Raw genomic sequence first — 16,355 nt, 5'->3', positions numbered from 1 at the left:
GCCCGTTCTCCTGGGTTTCGATCAGGCGGCCTTCTGAGCTTCGATCTGCGCCGGAGCGGCCTTTTGTGCAAAACCAGGGTTGGTCTGGATATCGATCCTCCGCGGCTTCAAGGCCTCCGGGATCTCACGAACGAGATCAATCGAAAGGAGGCCGTTCTGCAGGTCGGCGCCGTTCACCCTGACATGGTCGGCAAGCTCGAAGCGGTGCTCGAACGGCCGGCCGGCGATGCCGCGATGCAGGTAGCCTTCGGCGGACGTTTCCTGCTTCTTGCCCGTGACGGTCAGCAGGTTGGATTGAAACGTGATGTCGAGATCGTCCTGGGCAAAGCCTGCGACCGCGATCGAAATCCGGTAGCTGTCGTCGCCGGTCTTGACGATGTCATAGGGCGGCCAGTCGCTGATCGAGCGGGCGCGCTGGGCGTTTTCAAGAAGATTGAAGACCCGGTCGAAGCCAATGCTCGAGCGGTAGAGGGGTGCGTAGTCGTAAGATGGTGCCATAGCCATATCCTCCTTGAAGCAACATGGGTACGGAAGCGCCGAAAGGCAGCGCCTCCAGCAAGGCCAGCCCTGTTATCAGCGGCTGGCAGCAATCGATTTGGTTTTTGAGAATTTCGGATTCAAGAGCGCGGCCGGAAAAAATGTTGCTGTTTTAACCTCCGCAGGCGCCACTCAGTCCAGCGCATAGACTGCGGCATTATCCTGGATCTCGCGCAATCCCTTGTAGGACGCGCGGAGGAGATTGCCGTCGTCGGTCCAACCACGGAATTCGATTTCGGCAATCAGCGTCGGCTGCGCGAAGACGTAATTCTTGCCCTTCAGCGGAACGACCGGTGTACGCGTCTTTAACTGATCCAGCGTCTCCTTGAGATACGCGGCATCCTTCTCCTTGAACCCCGTGCCTACGGCGCTGACGTAGACTCGGTCATGGCCCCGTCGCGCCGCAAGCAGCAGACCGCCAATCCCGCCTCGCGTGGCGGCGGACTGCTCGTGTACGGACGTCGGGGCGACCACATCAGACAGTGGGAACGGTGCCGCCATCGATGACGAACTCGGCGCCGTGGATTGCCGCGGCGCGATCCGAGGCGAGATAGGCGATAAGGTCGGCGACCTCATGGGGGTCGGCCGGACGACCGATCGGGATGCCGCCCAGGCTGTCGAGCACCACTTGCCGCGCGTCCTCGATCGTACCGCCATTGGCTGCTTGCAGGCGTTTCAGCAGATCCACAGACGAGTCGGTCATGATCCAGCCGGGGGAAACGACATTGACCCGCACGCCCTTGGGACCAAGTTCCTTGGAAATGGACTTGCTGTAGGTCTTGAGTGCGGCCTTAGCGGCGGCGTAGGCAGTGGTGGCCTCTGGCAGAGGAAGGACTGACTGGATGGAGGTGACGTGCACCACCGCGCCGCTGCCACGTTCGATCATTTGCGGGATCAGCAGACGATCCAGGCGAACAGCGGCCAGTAGGTTCAGGCTCAGTTCGGCCAGCCAGTGATCATCGGTCAGCGCAACAAAGCCGCCTCCCGGTGTCGACGATCCACCGATAACATGAGCCAGAATATCGATCCCGCCAAAGCGTTGAAGCGCCACCTTGGCAAGGGTTTCCCCGCCCTCGGCCGTTGTCAGGTCCGCCTGAACGAACTGGACTCCATCAATGGCTTCTGGTGCTCCTCGAGCGGCGGTGATGACTCGGGCGCCGCCTGCCAGAAAGCGATCGACGGTTGCGCGACCCGCACCCTTGGTGCCGCCGCTGACGAGTACGCACTTTCCCGAGAACTCTGTGGGATCTGCTTTGATGCTCATGCTGTAATCTCCAAAGCTTTGATGGCGTCATTTTCGAGCGTGAAACGATAGGTTAAGCGGATCGGACTGCCTTTGAGGTCGCCATGGGCAAGCCCTTCGACCACGACCGGACCGTTCTCATGACGAACGGTATCCGGCGTGAAGATGACCTTGACGGGGATCACCGCCTCTTCAAATAAGGTCCGCAGTTCGGCACGGCCTTCGTGATGCCCTCCGTTGTCCAGGACGACGAAAGGCTTCAGCATGCCATCCACGTCAAGCTTTACATTCGCCTCGACATAGTCGGCGATGGGTTTGAGTAGGGTTGGGATCATAAGCATTCTCCTTTGCTCATGGCGTACCTAGCACTCGACTATTGCTCGAATAAGTGGGATTAAATTGCATGTCGTGATGAAGATATCGGGATAATGGATCAAGCGAGCCTTAAGGAACTTGAAGCTGCAATCGCGATTGTCCGGCGCGGGACATTCCGCGCAGCCTCTATCGAGCTCGGCATCTCAACAACAGCGTTGAGCCACACGATCGGCAGGCTCGAGACTGCGCTAGGGGTGCGGCTGTTCAACCGCACGACGCGAAGCGTTTCGCTGACGGATGCTGGGCGGCTCTTCATGCAGCACGTCGCACCCTCGCTACAGGATCTCCACACAGCGCTTGAGACGGTCCGGGAGCAGCGTGAAACCCCATCCGGAACCATACGGATCAATGCGGCGGCGTTTGCGGCGCGTTCCATCATCTCGCCGCTCGTGCTCGAATTCCTGCGCCGCTATCCCGACATGCATGTCGATATAGTCACGGAAGGAAGGATGGTCGATATCGTCAAAGACGGGTTCGATCTCGGCGTCAGAGTTGCGGGCCTTGTTCCCAGCGACATGATTGCCGTTTCGCTCGGACGGCCCCAACGCCATGCCGTGGTCGGCTCTCCCGGATATTTTGAGAAGCACGATAAGCCCGCCGTTCCACCGGATCTTCTTAATCATCAGTGCATTCGCGTTCGCCTGCCTGACGGTTCGCTATTTCGATGGCAGTTTGAAAAAGACGGTGAGCAAGTTCAGATAGATGTTCGGGGGCAGATTACGCTCGATGAGGCGAGCCTCACGCGGACCTCGGTTCTCGCAGGCACGGGCATAGGTTATATCTTTGAACAGGACATCCTTCCGGACATCGAAGCGGGACGCGTTATTCGCGTTCTGGCGGATTGGACACCGCCTTACCCAGGGCTCTGCCTGTATTATCCCGGACGTCGGAATCTATCGGCCGGTGTAAGGGCGTTTCTGGAACTAGCTCGTGAGCTCTCACGGCGGGATGACGGATGAACAAGCAGGCAGTTCTCCAGGAGCGCCGGCTCCCACCAACCTGTCTTAGAGAAAAGGCGTTCGCACGACTTGAAGGGATCAGAACCGACGATCCAAAAAAAGCAAGTCTCTAGTGCCGCGAAATCAACAGATTAAGGGAGCGGCCATGCCCCCTACAACCTGTCCTCTGAGCTTATGTTCGCTTGATTTTGGTTGCACTCTTCAACGATATTGGCCGGGAAAAACAATGTCCTGATCTACCAAGACATTGAATTTGTAGCCGGGCCGGATCTGCAACGTCGGCTGCACGTCCATGTTGCGCTGGATCGTGCGGTCGGCCACTCGCCCAAAGGTTTCGGCAAAGTTGCGCCTTGCCGCATCGGACGCCGTATCCTGAGTGGCCAGCGTTGAGCTCTGGGGCACCGCCATGTCGATGCCCGTGCCGATCAGCGCGATCATGACCGCAGAGCCGAAGGTTTTGAGATAGTGGTTGTTCACCTTGTCATTGAAGCCGCCGTAGCCTTCCGCATCCGTGCCGGCCATGCCGCCGATCTGCAATGTCGAGCCGTTCGGGAAGATGATATCGGACCAGACGACAAGAACCCGGCTTTGGCCGAACGAAACCTTGCTGTCGTAACGGCCGAACAGTTTCGTGCCCTGCGGGATCAGCAGGCGATGACCTGTGGCGCTGTCATAGACATTCTGACTGACCTGCGCAGTGATACGCCCCGGCAGGTCGGAGTTGACGCCCGTAATCAGTGTCGCCGGAATGACCGAGCCACGCTTGAGCTCAAACGGCGACAGCTGCGGCACAACGCGGTTTGGCAAGTAGCCGAGATCCTTGAGATCGGCGTTGAAGAAGTTTTCCTTGGAGCTCTGTCCGTTAGGATCGACGTTCTGTCCACCAAGACCGGCCCGTAAGGCAGCGGCATAGAGATCGGAGGCGTTTGCGCTCGCCGCGGCTGTCATCGTCCGGGCTCCGGCGCTCTCATCTTTTTCCGACCGCGCTTCCAGCTTGCCGCGATCGATGGCAAGAGGCGCGTCATACGCAGAGTCGCGCGCCTGCATTCGGGCCATCCGTTGGCGTTGTTGCTCGCGCAGAACCTGTTCCTGTTGCTCTCTGGCCAGACGCGCGCGCCAAACTTCTTCCGGCTCCAGTTCCGATCCGTTCCGTTGCTCTTGTCTCTGTTCGGGCTGCGTGAACGGATTGGCCGCCTTCTCTTCGGCCTGCGTCGTCTCGACCGGGGTCGGCTGGAACGTCGTCTGCGGCTGTGGCTCGCCGATGATGCCGTCGGTGACGCCCCGCTTGATCTGGTCGGCATAGGTCGAGGCCGGATTGCCCGAACTGGTGTCCGGGCCGCTATTCTTGCCAAAGTAAAGGCCGCGCGAGGCGAGCCCAGAGAAGATGATGCCGAGAAAGGCGACCAACAGCACGATCACGACGATGACCGGCACGCGGTTCACCCGCTTGATGCCCGATGTAGCCTTACTATTTTGTGTGCCACCGAGCTTGAGAGACTGCACCATAATGTTCTTCCTCACCCGCGCCGCATCAGCGACAGGGCACTGGCAGGCGTAGCGCCCGATGTCGTCACCTTGTATGCCCGACCGAGTTCGACGCTGCTCGTCGAGAGCCGTGCTAGCACCTGACCGTCATAAGGCACGATGACATAGGCGAGCGGGATGGCGGCTGCGCTATTATCCGTCTTCTGGTCGGTGACAATGGCATAGCCCCATCCCTTCAGGGCCGCTTCAAGCGCCTGTCCGAACGGAGAACCATCCTGTTTGAGCGTCACGGTCGCCTTTCCCTGTCCGATTTGTTCGGCAAGGCGGCTGACCATATCGCCGGCGATCGCGCCCGCCGCTGGTCCGGAAACCTCAGGCTGTGCTGCGCTCGTGACGAGAGCCCCACTTTCCATTGACTGGCAACCGGAAACGAAGATAGCGAGGGCACTTGTGGCAACCAGGCCGCGGATCGGGCCTAGACAGTTTCCTCTGCGACGGAAGAGGTCCAGCATCACCGCCCTCCTCTGCTGATCGTCACCTTCTGCTGTTTCCAGCCGACGCCAGAGACGAGGACAGCACGATCGATATTGTAATCGACCACCATTATGTTGTTCTTCATGCGATAGTTGACGATGCGGTTCTGTCCGCCAGAGACGACGAAGAGAACCGGGGCATTCTGACCAGAAATTGATCGCGGAAACTGGATGTAGGTTTTTTGCCCATCCGAATAGACCCGCGTCGGTCGCCAGCCGGCACTCCCCGACACCGAGTAGGCAAAGCTCAATTGCTCGGCGGGCACGCCGGCGCCTGGTATCGTGCTGGCTTCCAGCCGCGCGTTGACGTCGGCAAGTTTTGCCGAGACGTCCTCGGAGTATTCGAACCCGACGCGCGCCATATACTGCGTGGCATGTGATTTCAGCTGGATGTGGTAGGTCCGACGCGACGTTGTCACCACCATCGAGGTGACCAGACCCGGCTCCGACGGCTTGACGATGAGATGGATCGCCTGGCCGCCGGCCGCACCCGATGTCGCAGGCTCGACCTTCCAACGCACAGTGTCGCCGACCAGTACATCGCGAACGACCTCGCCGCCCTGAAGCTCGATGTCACAAACCTGCAATGGTGAGCAGACGACGGACGGCTGCACTTCGCCGTAAAGGAAGATGACCTTTCCATCCGCGCCTTTCGTGACGAGACCGTGGCTTCCGCGGCATTGTGTCGAGATGCCCATGCCCTTCGCCTCGTTCGCCGTGACGCCGTCGGCGGCAACTGCGTGGGATGTGAGGAAAGCCATCATCGGGAAAATCAGCAGCACGGCTGCGCTCGCAATCAGCGTGGCCCGTATTCTGAATTGTCTCATGTTCATATTAGGAGCCATGCCTTTCAAAGCTGCGCGGTCCAGTCGAAGTCGCGGAGATAGAGACCGATGGGATTGAGGCGGATGACGCCCTCGTCCTGGGGTGGCGTCAGTGTCACGGTGGCGATGCCGCGGAAGCGCCGCGTGGCGGTCTCCTTGCCGCGGCGATCCCGCTCGAACTCCGTCCAGTCGATCTGGTAACTCTGGTTTGACAGCGCGACGATGTTGTTGACCTCGATCGCCACCGTTGTGGTCTTCGCCTTCTCGAAGGGCGAGTTCGAGCGAAACCAGGCGTTGACTTTTTCGGTTGCGGGATCGGAGGTGCGCAGCAGCCCATAGGTTCGGTCGATGTACTGCTTCTGCACGACAGCATCCGGCGTGACGGACCGGAAGTTCGATACGAAACTGCCGAGTGTCGCGCGCACCACGCGTGGATCTGCATAGTCAATCTGCTGCGGGAAGCCGGCATTGGCTGATGTGCCTAGCTTATCGACTTCGACGATATAAGGGATGAGCTTGACCTGGGTGCTCTGGTAGAGCGCGTAACCAAAACCGATAACGGCCATGATCATTCCGGTAATGCCGACGACGCGCCAGCCGGCGGCCGCTTTGACGTACGAGCCGTAGCGTTCGTTCCATTCGTTGCGCGCGGCGATGTAGGGATTATCTGGAATATTCTGTCCGGCCATTCTGTCAGCCTCCCGTCACTTGACGTCGTTGATCGGCGGTGGTGGATGTGGTGTGCCGGGCCGACCGGACGGTTGATCGAGTTTGGCGTTGGCAAGGCCGAGCATCGATCCGGCATAGGCGCCGGGCGAACCGATCGCCTTTTCCTTCGCTGCCGAGCCGACGGCACCAGCCGCTCCGCCAATCCCGGCTTGCATGCCGCGCAGCGCAGCACTAGCCAGAGACACACCCCCTGCCCTTGCGGCGCTCGCGGCGCCGAATCCTCTGTTCGCCGCACCGAACGTTAGGAAACCAGCACCGAGTGCCGCAGATGCCGCCTGTCCGCCATGACGAATGGCTTCCATGCCGCCGCCGACCGATGCGCCCTGAACCACGCCTTGCAAAATGGGGGGCACGTACATGGCGATGACGAAGACAACGACGGACATGCCGGCAATCGCCAGCGTCGTGATGAACTGTTCCGAGGTCGCGGTCGGCGCCTCTGCTAGACCGAGAAGGATGTCCGAGCCGATCTTGGCGATCATCACCAACGCCATCAGCTTCATGCCGACGGAGAAGGCGTAGACCAGGTATTTGATCGCAAAGTCCTTGGTATAAGAGGAACCGCCGAGCCCAAGCATGATCATACCGGCGAGCAGGCCGACATACATCTCGACCATGACGGCCACGAAGATCGCGGCGACCAGGCTGAACGACACGACGACCACGACCATGGCGAAGACGGCAGCGATCGCGAGCGCGTTATCCTCGAAGAGACCGAACTTCACCTGTTCCGACATCTTCGTCGCGACACGAATGCCGGCATCGAAGATGTTGGCGGGTGATGCCGAACCGCCGCCGGCGCCGATCTGGTAGAGACTGTCGACAACGGCCTTGGCAAACTCCGGCCCCCTGTCGAGGATGAAAGCGAACAGGCCGATGAACATGATGCGTTTGACGAGTTCGGCGAACCAGCTGTCGAGCGAGGCGGCATTGATCGCCAGCCATACGGCCGCGATCCCGATCTCGATGCCGGCGAGTATCCAGAACAACGAGCGAGCGGCGTTCATCACCGTCGTCTCCCACCCCTTGGCGGCGGTTACGACGGAATTTTCCAGTGTGGTCAGGACCTGACCCTGTTGTGCCAGCGCCGGCGAAGTCACCACCAGGACGACCGCAATCGCGATGAAGGTCCGCTCGATAGCGCGGAAAGAGGGAGCGGCTACCATCGCGGTTTCATCTCCTGACCGCCGCGGATGGCGCGGTCGGGATTCCCGCCAAAGAACTGTTCGCGATGTTGGCGCTGTTCTTGATCGGAAGAAGAACTAGTTCCGGCCGCGCCGGAAGCTGAGACTGGCGCGGCCGGCGGCTGAATGACGATCCAGGTGATAACGCTTGCAGCGGCTCCTGAAACGACCGCGACGAGCGCGATAACGGCGATCAGACGCGGGCTCACCAGCGAGGCTCCATAGTCTGGCCGCCTCTGATGTCACGTTCTGTCCCGCTGAAGAACTGTTCGCGCCGCGCCTGCGCCAGATCTCGTCTCGCCTGTTCGGACTGGTACCAGGTGCCCATCATCGTCATCTGCTGCGAGACCAGACCCCGCAGTTTCTGCATCTGCGCGACCTGCTGCGCGGCAATCTCGTGCCCGACCTGCAGCGCCTTCATCTGGCCATCGGCGGATTCCGACATCGACCTGAGCTGCGACATCGTGCTCTCCTCGCTGGAGAATTGTTCGGCCGTCAGATTGGCAGCCTTCAGCGTGCCGGCGATGGTGTCGCGATTGGTGTCGGACCAGCTCTGATAAGTCGTGGAGAAGCTCGCGCCGTCAGGCAGGTTGCTCTTCATCTGGGCAAAGCTCTGAAAGCGCGCTTTCAGGACATCATCGACATTGCCCATGGAGAAGGCGACGCCCTGGCCCTGGTTGACGACGTCCTGGAGGGTCTTCAGATCGCTTTCAACCTGGCCCCAGACATGGTCGGGGAGCTGCGCGGTGTTCTGCAGCATGTTCTTGTAGATGTTGAGCTGATTCTGGATCTGCTCGGCCAGCTGCGAGATCTGGGTGATCTGGTTATTCACCTGCTCGGCCGATTTGCCGACGAGTGAGACCAGTTCGGCATTATTGGCAAGCTGGGTCCATTCGGTCGCTTGTCCCGTGACGCCACCGGCCCGAGCAGGAAGCGTGAGAGCGGCCGAGAGCGTAAGGGCCGCACCAAGAGCGGCATGCAATATCCTATTGGGTTGGGAAGAGCGTGTCGGCATGGGCGATCCCCCTTTGCTGGAGCCAATGGAGAGGCCAGGCGGCCCCATGTTCAAAATGCAAGGCGCGGATACGCTTCAGGTCTTCCTTTCCGGATGCTCCGACAAAGGAGAGCGCGACGGGCCCGAGTGCCATGTCGAACAGACGTCGACCCTCCGGCGACACGACGTAATAGTCCCGCTTCGGGATCGCGGTTGCGACGATCTCGATCTGCCGTTCGTTGAAGCCGATGCGCTCGTAGAACTCGCGCGTGCCCGGCTCCCGCGCAGCACCATTCGGTAGGCAGATCTTGGTCGGACAGGATTCCTTCAGCACGTCGATGATGCCGGACCGATCTGCATCCGAGATCGACTGCGTGGCGAGCACCACGGCGCAATTAGCCTTGCGCAGCACCTTCAGCCATTCCCTGATCTTGTCGCGGAAGACCGGGTGGCCGAGCATCAGCCAGGCTTCATCGAGAATGATCAGGCTGGGTACACCGGTCAGGCGTTTTTCAATGCGTCGGAAAAGATAGGTCAGAACGGGCACAAGGTTGCGCTCGCCCATATTCATCAGTTCCTCGATCTCGAAGCATTGGAAGGCGCCGAGCGCCAGCCCGTCTTCTTCGGCGTCGAGCAGCTGCCCCATCGGACCATCGACGGTGTAGTGATGCAGGGCGTCCTTGATCTCCCGCATTTGTACACCCGAGACAAAGTCCGAGAGCGAGCGGCCGCGGGAATCGGCCATCAGGCCGACCTGCCGTGAAATGGCATTGCGGTAGTCCGGAGTGATCGTCACGCCCTGCAGTGCCACCAGCATCTCGATCCACTCGGAGGCGAAAGCACGATCGCCATCGGTCGAGAGCTCGGCCAGCGGGCAAAAAGAGAGTGTCCTTCCCTGCCCTGCTTCCTGAGCATCGCCACCAATCTGATAATGATCGCCGCCGAGCCCCAGCGTCAGCGGCAGCATCGAGCTACCCTTGTCGAACGCGAAGATCTGCGCCCCGGCGTAGCGTCGGAACTGGGCCGCGATCAATGAGAGCAGCGTTGATTTCCCAGAACCGGTCGGTCCGAAGATCAGCGTGTGGCCGACATCGTCGACATGCAGGTTCAGCCGGAAGGGAGTTGATCCGCTGGCGACCTGCATCAGCGGAGGCGAGGCCGGCGGATAATACGGGCAAGGAGCCATCGGGCTTCCGGACCAGACCGAATTGAGGGGGATGAGATCGGCGAGGTTGCGCGTGTTGATCAGCGGCTCACGGATATTGGCATAGGACACGCCCGGCAGGCTGCCAAGAAAGGCATCGGTCGCGTTGATTGTCTCGATGCGAGCACCAAAACCTTCGGCCTGGATCAAGCGCCGGACTGCCTCACACTTCTCCTGCAGGCTTTGCTGGTCTTCATCAAAGAGAACGATGACCGGCGTATAGTAGCCATAGGCCACGAGCTGCGACGAGGCTTCGGCGATCGCGTCCTCGGTCTCTGCCACCATGAGCATGGCATCCTGGTCGAGTGACCGCGACTGCGTCTGGAAGAGCTGATCGAAGAATGGCCTGACCTTCTGCTGCCACTTCTTGCGGGTCCGCTCGAGCCTTGCGCGCGCCTCCTCGGCGTCAAGGAAGACGAAGCGGGAGGACCAGCGATAGGTGAGCGGCATCAGGTCAAGACTGTTGAGTATCCCCGGCCAGCTTTCGGCGGGCAGGCCATCGATCGCCACCACGCCGAGGAACCTGTCCTCGATCAGCGGCGTCAAACCGTGCTGTAGCTCGGCCGTCACGAGCCAGTCGAGGTACATGGGGATCTCGGGCAGACGCACCGGATGGTTCTCCCCGGTGATGCAGAAGCGGATGAACTGAAAGAGCTCGTCGTAGCGGGCGACATGATGACCACCGCGCTCCGGTGTTTCGCGTGTCATCATCCGCTGGATCGACACGACATTGGCGAGATACTGTTCGACCTCACGGATCGAGGTCAGAAAGGTTTCGAGCGCCTTGTCGGCATAAGTGGCGGACCGGCTGCCAACGTCGGAATAGACATAGCGCGTCAGTCCGGACCGCCGCGGCTCAGGTGGGCGCCAAGTCAGGATGAGGGCATGACGGCTTTCGTAATGCCCCCTCTCCTTCTGGAAATGCGCCCTCCGTTCCGCATCGATGGCGCGGGTGACCGGATCGGGGAAATGGCTGGCTTCCTCTGTTGGATAGTCGCCGGTCGGCACCCTGACAGCCTCAACCTGGATCATCCAGCCGGAGCCGAGGCGCGACAGGATGGCATTGATTTGTCGCGACACCTCGTTGTGCTCGGCGTCGGTCGAACTTTCACTGTCGGGGCCGGCAAAATACCAGCCGGCCATCAGCGAGCCGTCCTTCAGCAGAATGACGCCGTTATCGACCAACCCGGCATAGGGAACGAGATCGGCAAAGGACGGTCCGGAATGGCGGAAGGATTTGAGGGCAACCATACGTACTCCCTCAGTACCTGCGCCACGGCGACGACGTCGCGCGGTAAAAGGTCTTGTAGGAGATATGCCGGACATAGACCCGTCTCATCAGCGGATCGGCCTTGGCCATCATGCGAAGTGCAGCTAATGCGGCCAACCAGATCGCAATGCCGAACAGCGCCGCATACCAGGTCAGGACGACGAAGATCAGGATGACGGCGGCGAGCGCCGTCAGCAGAACAAGTTCGCGATCGGCGCCCATCAACAGATTGGGACGCGACAGCGCCCGATGCACGCGCGACCGGATGAGGTTGGAACCGGCTTCAGTCACGACCCCCCTCCCCTGCCACAGACAGCGTCGTTACGGGCACAGAAACAGCCGAAGAAACACCTGCCTCAGCATGGTGCTCGCCAATTGAGGCGCCGGTTGCGCCGAACAGCGCGACGATCTGGGTGGCGCCGAGGAGAACGCCGCCGACCAGGGCGACATAGCAAAGGCGGCGGGCAAAATCGTTGAGTTCCCCACCGAAGATCAGCATGGCGCCGGCGATCGCGACGGCGGCAAGCGCTATGAACCCGGCGACAGGGCCGGTGATCGACTGCTGGATCTGCTGCAGTGGCGATTCCCACGGAAGGCCGCCACCGCCCGAGGAAGCCAATGCAGCACCCGAAGAGCTGAGGGAAACGGCAGCAAACATGATCGCTGCGAGAATGGAATAGGTCTTACGCGACATGACTGTCCTCGTCGATCTGGGCATAGTGTTCGGTCTGGTAGTGGTTGTTTCGGTATCCTTCGATGTGGATCACCTCGCGGACCCGCCTCCCCTTCCCCGTCCGCTCGATCGAGACGACGAGATCGACCGCCTCGCCGATCACCTCCTGCATTGGCTGCTGGCTCGCTTCTGCCGTCAGCTGTTCCAGCCGGCGCAGCGCCGACATCGCGGTGTTGGAGTGGATGGTGGTGACCCCGCCGGGATGACCAGTGTTCCAAGCTTTCAGGAGGGTCAGCGCTGCACCGTCGCGGACCTCGCCGACGATGATGCGGTCAGGTCGTAGTCGCATGGTGCTTTTCAGCAACCGCGCCATGTCGATCGTATCGCTGGTATGCAGGCAGACTGCGTTTTCGGCCGCGCACTGGATTTCGGCGGTATCCTCGAGGATAACCATGCGATCGTCGGGTGCGCTCAAGACGATCTCGGCGATGATAGCGTTGGCGAGCGTGGTTTTTCCGGAGCCAGTGCCCCCGCAAATGACGATGTTCATGCGAGCGTCAATTGCGCTACGGATGGCAGACGCTTGCGCCTCTGTCACCACCTTCGAGGACACGTAATCACTGAGCGGGATGAGACGCGAGGCGCGGCGTCGGATCGTGAAGGCGGGTCCGGATACGACTGGCGGAAGCAGACCCTCGAAGCGATGGCCACCGATCGGCAGTTCGCCGGAGATGATCGGGCGCTCGTCGTCTGCCTCCGACTGTAATGCGTGGGCGACGCTGCCGATCACAACTTCCGCAGCCGCTGGTGTCATGACGCCGGCTTCGGCGACACCGTGGCCGAGGCGTTCAATGAACAGTCGGCCGTCAGGGTTGAGCATGATCTCGACGACTGTCGCATCGTCGAGCGCGACGCACAGTTGGTCGCCAAGTGCGTCCTGCAGTTTGCGGACAAGTCTTGGGTGGGAGCGAAGCTGGGTCACGCTGCGCTCCTCGCCGAGTGATTGTCACCATAATTGTCACCATAAGAGAGAGCAGACCGATAATTCGGAGGGCGAACCTGTTCGAAGCTCTCCTGATCCGCTGGAAGCGTGCCGGCGATGGCGACGGTATTGCCAATTGCCACGGGTTCACCCAACCGCGCCATCGGCCATCCCGCTCGGTTCAGGATACGCTCAAAGCGCAGATCGGTGGCGGTAACGATCTTGTCGTAGCCATTCGCCATCGACCATTCGATGATACCGGCGAACATCGTCAGTGTTGCAAGGTGGAGTTGGCCCCCTCCCCTACCCGCGGGCAAAGTCGTGTCGACGCAGAAGCGGGAACTCTCGATCATCGCACTCGTAGCGTTGAGCGAACCACCCTCCAGGAGCTGCGGAGATGTGCGTTCCAGCATGGTCGGCCCTACTGCGGGAAGAAGGCGTGCGCATCCCACCACCTTATTGCCGCCGAAGACGGCGAGGATGTAGGTCGGGTTGAGGTCGTCGTACTGATCTCGCTCGCCACCGTCGATGATGGAAACATCCCATTCGAGCCGCCCGCCAAATACGTCAGCGCGTAGCCTATACATCTGCTTCAGAAGAACTTGATGCTCGACATATCGGTCGGGCGAGATTGCAAGAAGCTGCATCCTTATCTCCGCGTGAAATCGTCAGGCGAAGGAAGATCATCTCGTTTTGCGCGTGGCTACGTGCAGATTTGCATTCACTGATTCTACCGAATCGGGGAGAAGTTCAGTCTCTTGGAGCGCAGCCAGCGACGGACGAAGGGCGATTTCATGTGCAAATCTGCAGTTGGTCGCGGCTGGTCAAGCAATCGGGAATCGAGCTAATGCTCGGAAAGTCTTCAGCAATATAGGCTGTTGCTAGATTTCGGCGAACGCGGGTTAACGTGCCGTTAACCAAAAAGCTCTTGCTCACCGATCAGAATCGACGCTTAGTGGCACTGGCGGAACTTTGGTGGTTCTGCGAAAAATACCGCCACTAGCAAAAAATAGGTTTTGAGATGGCGAAGACCGCCGCAAAAATAGCACCTGTTGTTGAAGGGCTGACCGCGTTGATGGAGCGCCACGCCGATGCGCTCTCCAGTCAACTTCAAGCACATCATCTTAAGGTATTTCCCCCGACCGCCGAGAAGGGCATTCGGACTTTTGCGCCATCAGAAGCATCGAAACTGCTAGGAGTAGGCGAATCCTATCTGCGGCAGATCGCTTCGGAGATGCCAGAGTTGAATGTGAGCATTAGCCCCGGAGGACGGCGAACTTTTTCCATCGAAGATATTCATGCGCTGCGAAAGCACATGGATCAAATCGGCCGCGGCAATCGGCGCTACCTGCCACATCGTCGCGATGGCGAGCAGTTGCAGGTCATCTCCGTGATGAATTTTAAGGGCGGCTCGGGAAAAACGACCACGGCCGCGCATTTGGCCCAGTACCTGGCAATGCGTGGATACCGAGTCCTGGCAATCGATCTCGATCCCCAGGCAAGTCTTTCCGCCCTTTTCGGCAGTCAGCCTGAGACCGACGTTGGCCCAAACGAGACGCTTTACGGCGCCATTCGATACGATGAGGAGCGCGTACCGGTCGAGCAAGTCGTTCGAGGGACCTATATTCCCGACCTGCACCTGATACCCGGGAACCTTGAGCTAATGGAATTCGAGCATGACACCCCGCGCGCTCTGATGAAGCGGAAGGAAGGCGACACCCTCTTCTACGGGCGAATCAGTCAAGTCATCGAAGATATAGCTGAGAATTACGACGTCGTCGTCATCGATTGCCCTCCCCAGTTGGGCTATCTCACGCTGTCGGCGCTTACGGCGGCAACATCCATCTTGGTCACCGTACACCCGCAGATGCTCGATGTCATGTCGATGAACCAGTTCCTGGCAATGACGTCGAACTTATTGCGGGAAATCGAGAACGCCGGAGCCGAATTTAAGTTTAATTGGATGCGCTACCTGATAACGCGCTTCGAGCCGAGCGATGGTCCGCAAAACCAGATGGTCGGTTATCTTCGTTCCATCTTCGGGGAAAATGTTCTGAATTTCCCGATGCTTAAAACCACGGCGGTTTCCGATGCCGGTCTGACGAACCAGACCCTTTTTGAAGTTGAGCGCAGTCAGTTTACCCGGTCGACCTATGATCGAGCTCTAGAGGCAATGAATGCCGTCAACGGGGAGATTGAAACGCTGATTAGAAAAGCATGGGGTAGGCCCACATGAGCCGAAAAGATATCCTTGGCGTGTCAACGAACACTGCCGACCCAGCGACAATCGAAAGCAGAACTGCCAAGAACCGCTCCATGCCGCTCCTCGGAGTTGCCAGGAAAGAGCGCGATCCAGCGACGAAATTGACTGCGAATATCGGTAACGCATTACGCGAGCAAAATGAGCGGCTCAGCCGTGCCGAGGAGATCGAGAGACGTCTTGCCGAAGGCCAGGCTGTGGTCGAGCTGGAAGCCTCGTCGATTGAGCCCTCTTTCGTTCAGGATCGGATGCAAGGCGACATTGACGGTCTCTTAGCGTCTATCCGCGACCAGGGCCAGCAGGTGCCAATTCTGGTGAGACCGCATCCCGAGCAGTCGGGCCGCTATCAGGTTGCCTTTGGGCACCGCAGGCTGCGGGCCGTTTCGGATCTCGGTCTTCCTGTGAAAGCAGTCGTTCGCGAGCTCACCGACGAGCAACTTGTTGTAGCTCAAGGCCAAGAAAACAACGAGCGACAAGATCTGACCTTCATCGAGAAGGCGCGCTTTGCACATCGGCTCAACAAACAGTTTGCACGGGAAATCGTGATTGCTGCGATGTCGATCGACAAAAGCAATTTGTCCAAAATGCTTCTTCTCGTCGACGCCCTCCCCTCAGAGCTTATCGATGCTATTGGCGCCGCGCCAGGCATTGGACGCCCAAGCTGGCAGCAGCTAGCGGAGCTGGTTGAAAAAGCTCAATATCCTTCGGAGGCAATCATATTCGCGACCTCAGAGGCAGTGCAAGCATTGCCGTCTGCGGATCGATTTAAGGCCGTGATGACCCACTTAAAGCCGGCCCGGCCGGCGCGTGGCCTGCCTCATGTGATGTCGACCCCTGATGGCGACAGACTTGCGCAGGTGACGCAAAGCAAGTCGAAACTGGAAATCACGATCGATAGGAGAGCTACGCCCGACTTTGCTGCTTTTGTGCTCGAGCGTTTGCCGGCGCTCTACCAAGATTATCGGACCAAGATTCAACGCAAACACGGAGAATAACCCGCAAAAGAAAAGAGCCTCCTCAACGTCGCCGTCGCGGAAGCCCTTCTGTCTCTGTAGCAAGAACAGAATCGCATTTCCTCGAATCCTCGTCAAGAGTTTTTGGCA

18 protein-coding genes and 1 pseudogene are annotated in these 16,355 nt (G+C 59.6%); 3 read left to right on the top strand and 16 right to left on the bottom strand.

The window, feature by feature from the left end:
• Window positions 1-21: 21 nt before the first annotated feature.
• The 4 genes and pseudogenes from FHT85_RS26280 to FHT85_RS26265 form a co-directional block, all read right to left on the bottom strand.
• A complete protein-coding gene (locus FHT85_RS26280) occupies window positions 22-498 on the bottom strand; it encodes an Hsp20 family protein (protein ID WP_183774505.1) in 477 nt (158 codons plus the stop codon).
• Window positions 499-669: 171 nt separating this feature from the next.
• A pseudogene (locus FHT85_RS26275) lies at window positions 670-990 on the bottom strand (ATP-dependent DNA ligase); the annotation flags it as partial.
• Window positions 991-1,012: 22 nt separating this feature from the next.
• Entirely contained in the window at window positions 1,013-1,801 is a 789-nt protein-coding gene (locus tag FHT85_RS26270) for an SDR family oxidoreductase (protein WP_183774502.1), read from the bottom strand.
• Window positions 1,798-2,115 carry a nuclear transport factor 2 family protein gene (locus FHT85_RS26265; protein WP_183774499.1) on the bottom strand — a complete coding sequence of 106 codons (318 nt, stop codon included), beginning with the start codon at window positions 2,113-2,115 and terminating at the stop codon, window positions 1,798-1,800. Before FHT85_RS26265 ends, FHT85_RS26270 begins: the two co-directional genes overlap by 4 nt.
• A gap of 93 nt (window positions 2,116-2,208) precedes the next feature.
• Here FHT85_RS26265 and FHT85_RS26260 point away from each other — a divergent pair, with 93 nt between their 5' ends.
• Window positions 2,209-3,114 (top strand): LysR family transcriptional regulator, encoded by a 906-nt coding sequence (locus FHT85_RS26260; RefSeq protein WP_183774496.1) that lies wholly within the window; start codon window positions 2,209-2,211, stop codon window positions 3,112-3,114.
• A 201-nt stretch (window positions 3,115-3,315) separates the two neighbouring features.
• Here the strand turns inward: FHT85_RS26260 and trbI are convergent, their stop codons facing one another.
• The 12 genes from trbI to FHT85_RS26200 are packed head-to-tail and all read right to left on the bottom strand — an operon-like array spanning window position 3,316 to window position 13,639.
• A complete protein-coding gene (gene trbI, locus FHT85_RS26255) occupies window positions 3,316-4,620 on the bottom strand; it encodes an IncP-type conjugal transfer protein TrbI (protein WP_183774493.1) in 1,305 nt (434 codons plus the stop codon).
• Between the two features lie 11 nt (window positions 4,621-4,631).
• Entirely contained in the window at window positions 4,632-5,111 is a 480-nt protein-coding gene (gene trbH, locus FHT85_RS26250) for a conjugal transfer protein TrbH (RefSeq protein ID WP_183774490.1), read from the bottom strand.
• Window positions 5,111-5,965, bottom strand: a complete 855-nt coding sequence (gene trbG / locus FHT85_RS26245) for a P-type conjugative transfer protein TrbG (RefSeq protein WP_183774487.1) — start codon at window positions 5,963-5,965, stop codon at window positions 5,111-5,113. Before trbG ends, trbH begins: the two co-directional genes overlap by 1 nt.
• Before the next feature lie 17 nt (window positions 5,966-5,982).
• Entirely contained in the window at window positions 5,983-6,645 is a 663-nt protein-coding gene (locus FHT85_RS26240; RefSeq protein WP_112339635.1) for a conjugal transfer protein TrbF, read from the bottom strand.
• Window positions 6,646-6,660: 15 nt separating this feature from the next.
• Window positions 6,661-7,851, bottom strand: a complete 1,191-nt coding sequence (trbL, locus tag FHT85_RS26235; protein WP_183774484.1) for a P-type conjugative transfer protein TrbL — start codon at window positions 7,849-7,851, stop codon at window positions 6,661-6,663.
• Window positions 7,845-8,078: an entry exclusion protein TrbK gene (trbK, locus tag FHT85_RS26230; protein WP_183774481.1), complete on the bottom strand. Its 234-nt coding sequence runs from the start codon at window positions 8,076-8,078 to the stop codon at window positions 7,845-7,847. Before trbK ends, trbL begins: the two co-directional genes overlap by 7 nt.
• Complete coding sequence (gene trbJ / locus FHT85_RS26225; protein ID WP_183774478.1) at window positions 8,075-8,884, bottom strand: P-type conjugative transfer protein TrbJ; 810 nt, start codon at window positions 8,882-8,884, stop codon at window positions 8,075-8,077. The genes trbK and trbJ overlap by 4 nt, the downstream gene beginning before the upstream one ends.
• Complete coding sequence (locus FHT85_RS26220; RefSeq protein ID WP_183774475.1) at window positions 8,856-11,318, bottom strand: conjugal transfer protein TrbE; 2,463 nt, start codon at window positions 11,316-11,318, stop codon at window positions 8,856-8,858. Before FHT85_RS26220 ends, trbJ begins: the two co-directional genes overlap by 29 nt.
• A gap of 10 nt (window positions 11,319-11,328) precedes the next feature.
• Window positions 11,329-11,628, bottom strand: a complete 300-nt coding sequence (locus tag FHT85_RS26215; protein ID WP_183774472.1) for a conjugal transfer protein TrbD — start codon at window positions 11,626-11,628, stop codon at window positions 11,329-11,331.
• Window positions 11,621-12,031, bottom strand: coding sequence for a conjugal transfer pilin TrbC (gene trbC / locus FHT85_RS26210; protein WP_183774469.1), 411 nt, complete (start codon window positions 12,029-12,031; stop codon window positions 11,621-11,623). Before trbC ends, FHT85_RS26215 begins: the two co-directional genes overlap by 8 nt.
• Window positions 12,021-12,992 (bottom strand): P-type conjugative transfer ATPase TrbB, encoded by a 972-nt coding sequence (gene trbB / locus FHT85_RS26205; RefSeq protein ID WP_183774466.1) that lies wholly within the window; start codon window positions 12,990-12,992, stop codon window positions 12,021-12,023. The genes trbC and trbB overlap by 11 nt, the downstream gene beginning before the upstream one ends.
• Window positions 12,989-13,639, bottom strand: a complete 651-nt coding sequence (locus FHT85_RS26200) for an acyl-homoserine-lactone synthase (RefSeq protein WP_183774463.1) — start codon at window positions 13,637-13,639, stop codon at window positions 12,989-12,991. Before FHT85_RS26200 ends, trbB begins: the two co-directional genes overlap by 4 nt.
• 374 nt (window positions 13,640-14,013) lie before the next feature.
• Here FHT85_RS26200 and repA point away from each other — a divergent pair, with 374 nt between their 5' ends.
• Entirely contained in the window at window positions 14,014-15,228 is a 1,215-nt protein-coding gene (repA, locus tag FHT85_RS26195) for a plasmid partitioning protein RepA (RefSeq protein WP_112339644.1), read from the top strand.
• Entirely contained in the window at window positions 15,225-16,247 is a 1,023-nt protein-coding gene (gene repB, locus FHT85_RS26190) for a plasmid partitioning protein RepB (protein ID WP_183774461.1), read from the top strand. Before repA ends, repB begins: the two co-directional genes overlap by 4 nt.
• The last annotated feature ends 108 nt before the right edge of the window (window positions 16,248-16,355 follow it).

The organism is Rhizobium sp. BK312 (genome assembly GCF_014193605.1).
In the GTDB taxonomy this organism is placed as follows: Bacteria; Pseudomonadota; Alphaproteobacteria; order Rhizobiales; family Rhizobiaceae; genus Rhizobium.
The sequence above is the reverse complement of the archived record's forward strand: the minus strand, read 5'-3'. Positions and strand labels throughout refer to the sequence as shown.

What these genes read in the sequence shown, in the direction of transcription:
- FHT85_RS26240 (WP_112339635.1), bottom strand. Translation starts at nt 6,645, where the DNA reads ATGGCCGGACAGAATATTCCAGATAATCCCTACATCGCCGCGCGCAAC.
- trbG (WP_183774487.1), bottom strand. Translation starts at nt 5,965, where the DNA reads ATGAACATGAGACAATTCAGAATACGGGCCACGCTGATTGCGAGCGCA.
- FHT85_RS26265 (WP_183774499.1), bottom strand. Translation starts at nt 2,115, where the DNA reads ATGATCCCAACCCTACTCAAACCCATCGCCGACTATGTCGAGGCGAAT.
- trbL (WP_183774484.1), bottom strand. Translation starts at nt 7,851, where the DNA reads ATGGTAGCCGCTCCCTCTTTCCGCGCTATCGAGCGGACCTTCATCGCG.
- FHT85_RS26200 (WP_183774463.1), bottom strand. Translation starts at nt 13,639, where the DNA reads ATGCAGCTTCTTGCAATCTCGCCCGACCGATATGTCGAGCATCAAGTT.
- trbI (WP_183774493.1), bottom strand. Translation starts at nt 4,620, where the DNA reads ATGGTGCAGTCTCTCAAGCTCGGTGGCACACAAAATAGTAAGGCTACA.
- FHT85_RS26280 (WP_183774505.1), bottom strand. Translation starts at nt 498, where the DNA reads ATGGCACCATCTTACGACTACGCACCCCTCTACCGCTCGAGCATTGGC.
- FHT85_RS26260 (WP_183774496.1), top strand. Translation starts at nt 2,209, where the DNA reads ATGGATCAAGCGAGCCTTAAGGAACTTGAAGCTGCAATCGCGATTGTC.
- trbJ (WP_183774478.1), bottom strand. Translation starts at nt 8,884, where the DNA reads ATGCCGACACGCTCTTCCCAACCCAATAGGATATTGCATGCCGCTCTT.
- trbH (WP_183774490.1), bottom strand. Translation starts at nt 5,111, where the DNA reads ATGCTGGACCTCTTCCGTCGCAGAGGAAACTGTCTAGGCCCGATCCGC.
- repB (WP_183774461.1), top strand. Translation starts at nt 15,225, where the DNA reads ATGAGCCGAAAAGATATCCTTGGCGTGTCAACGAACACTGCCGACCCA.
- repA (WP_112339644.1), top strand. Translation starts at nt 14,014, where the DNA reads ATGGCGAAGACCGCCGCAAAAATAGCACCTGTTGTTGAAGGGCTGACC.
- FHT85_RS26220 (WP_183774475.1), bottom strand. Translation starts at nt 11,318, where the DNA reads ATGGTTGCCCTCAAATCCTTCCGCCATTCCGGACCGTCCTTTGCCGAT.
- FHT85_RS26270 (WP_183774502.1), bottom strand. Translation starts at nt 1,801, where the DNA reads ATGAGCATCAAAGCAGATCCCACAGAGTTCTCGGGAAAGTGCGTACTC.
- trbC (WP_183774469.1), bottom strand. Translation starts at nt 12,031, where the DNA reads ATGTCGCGTAAGACCTATTCCATTCTCGCAGCGATCATGTTTGCTGCC.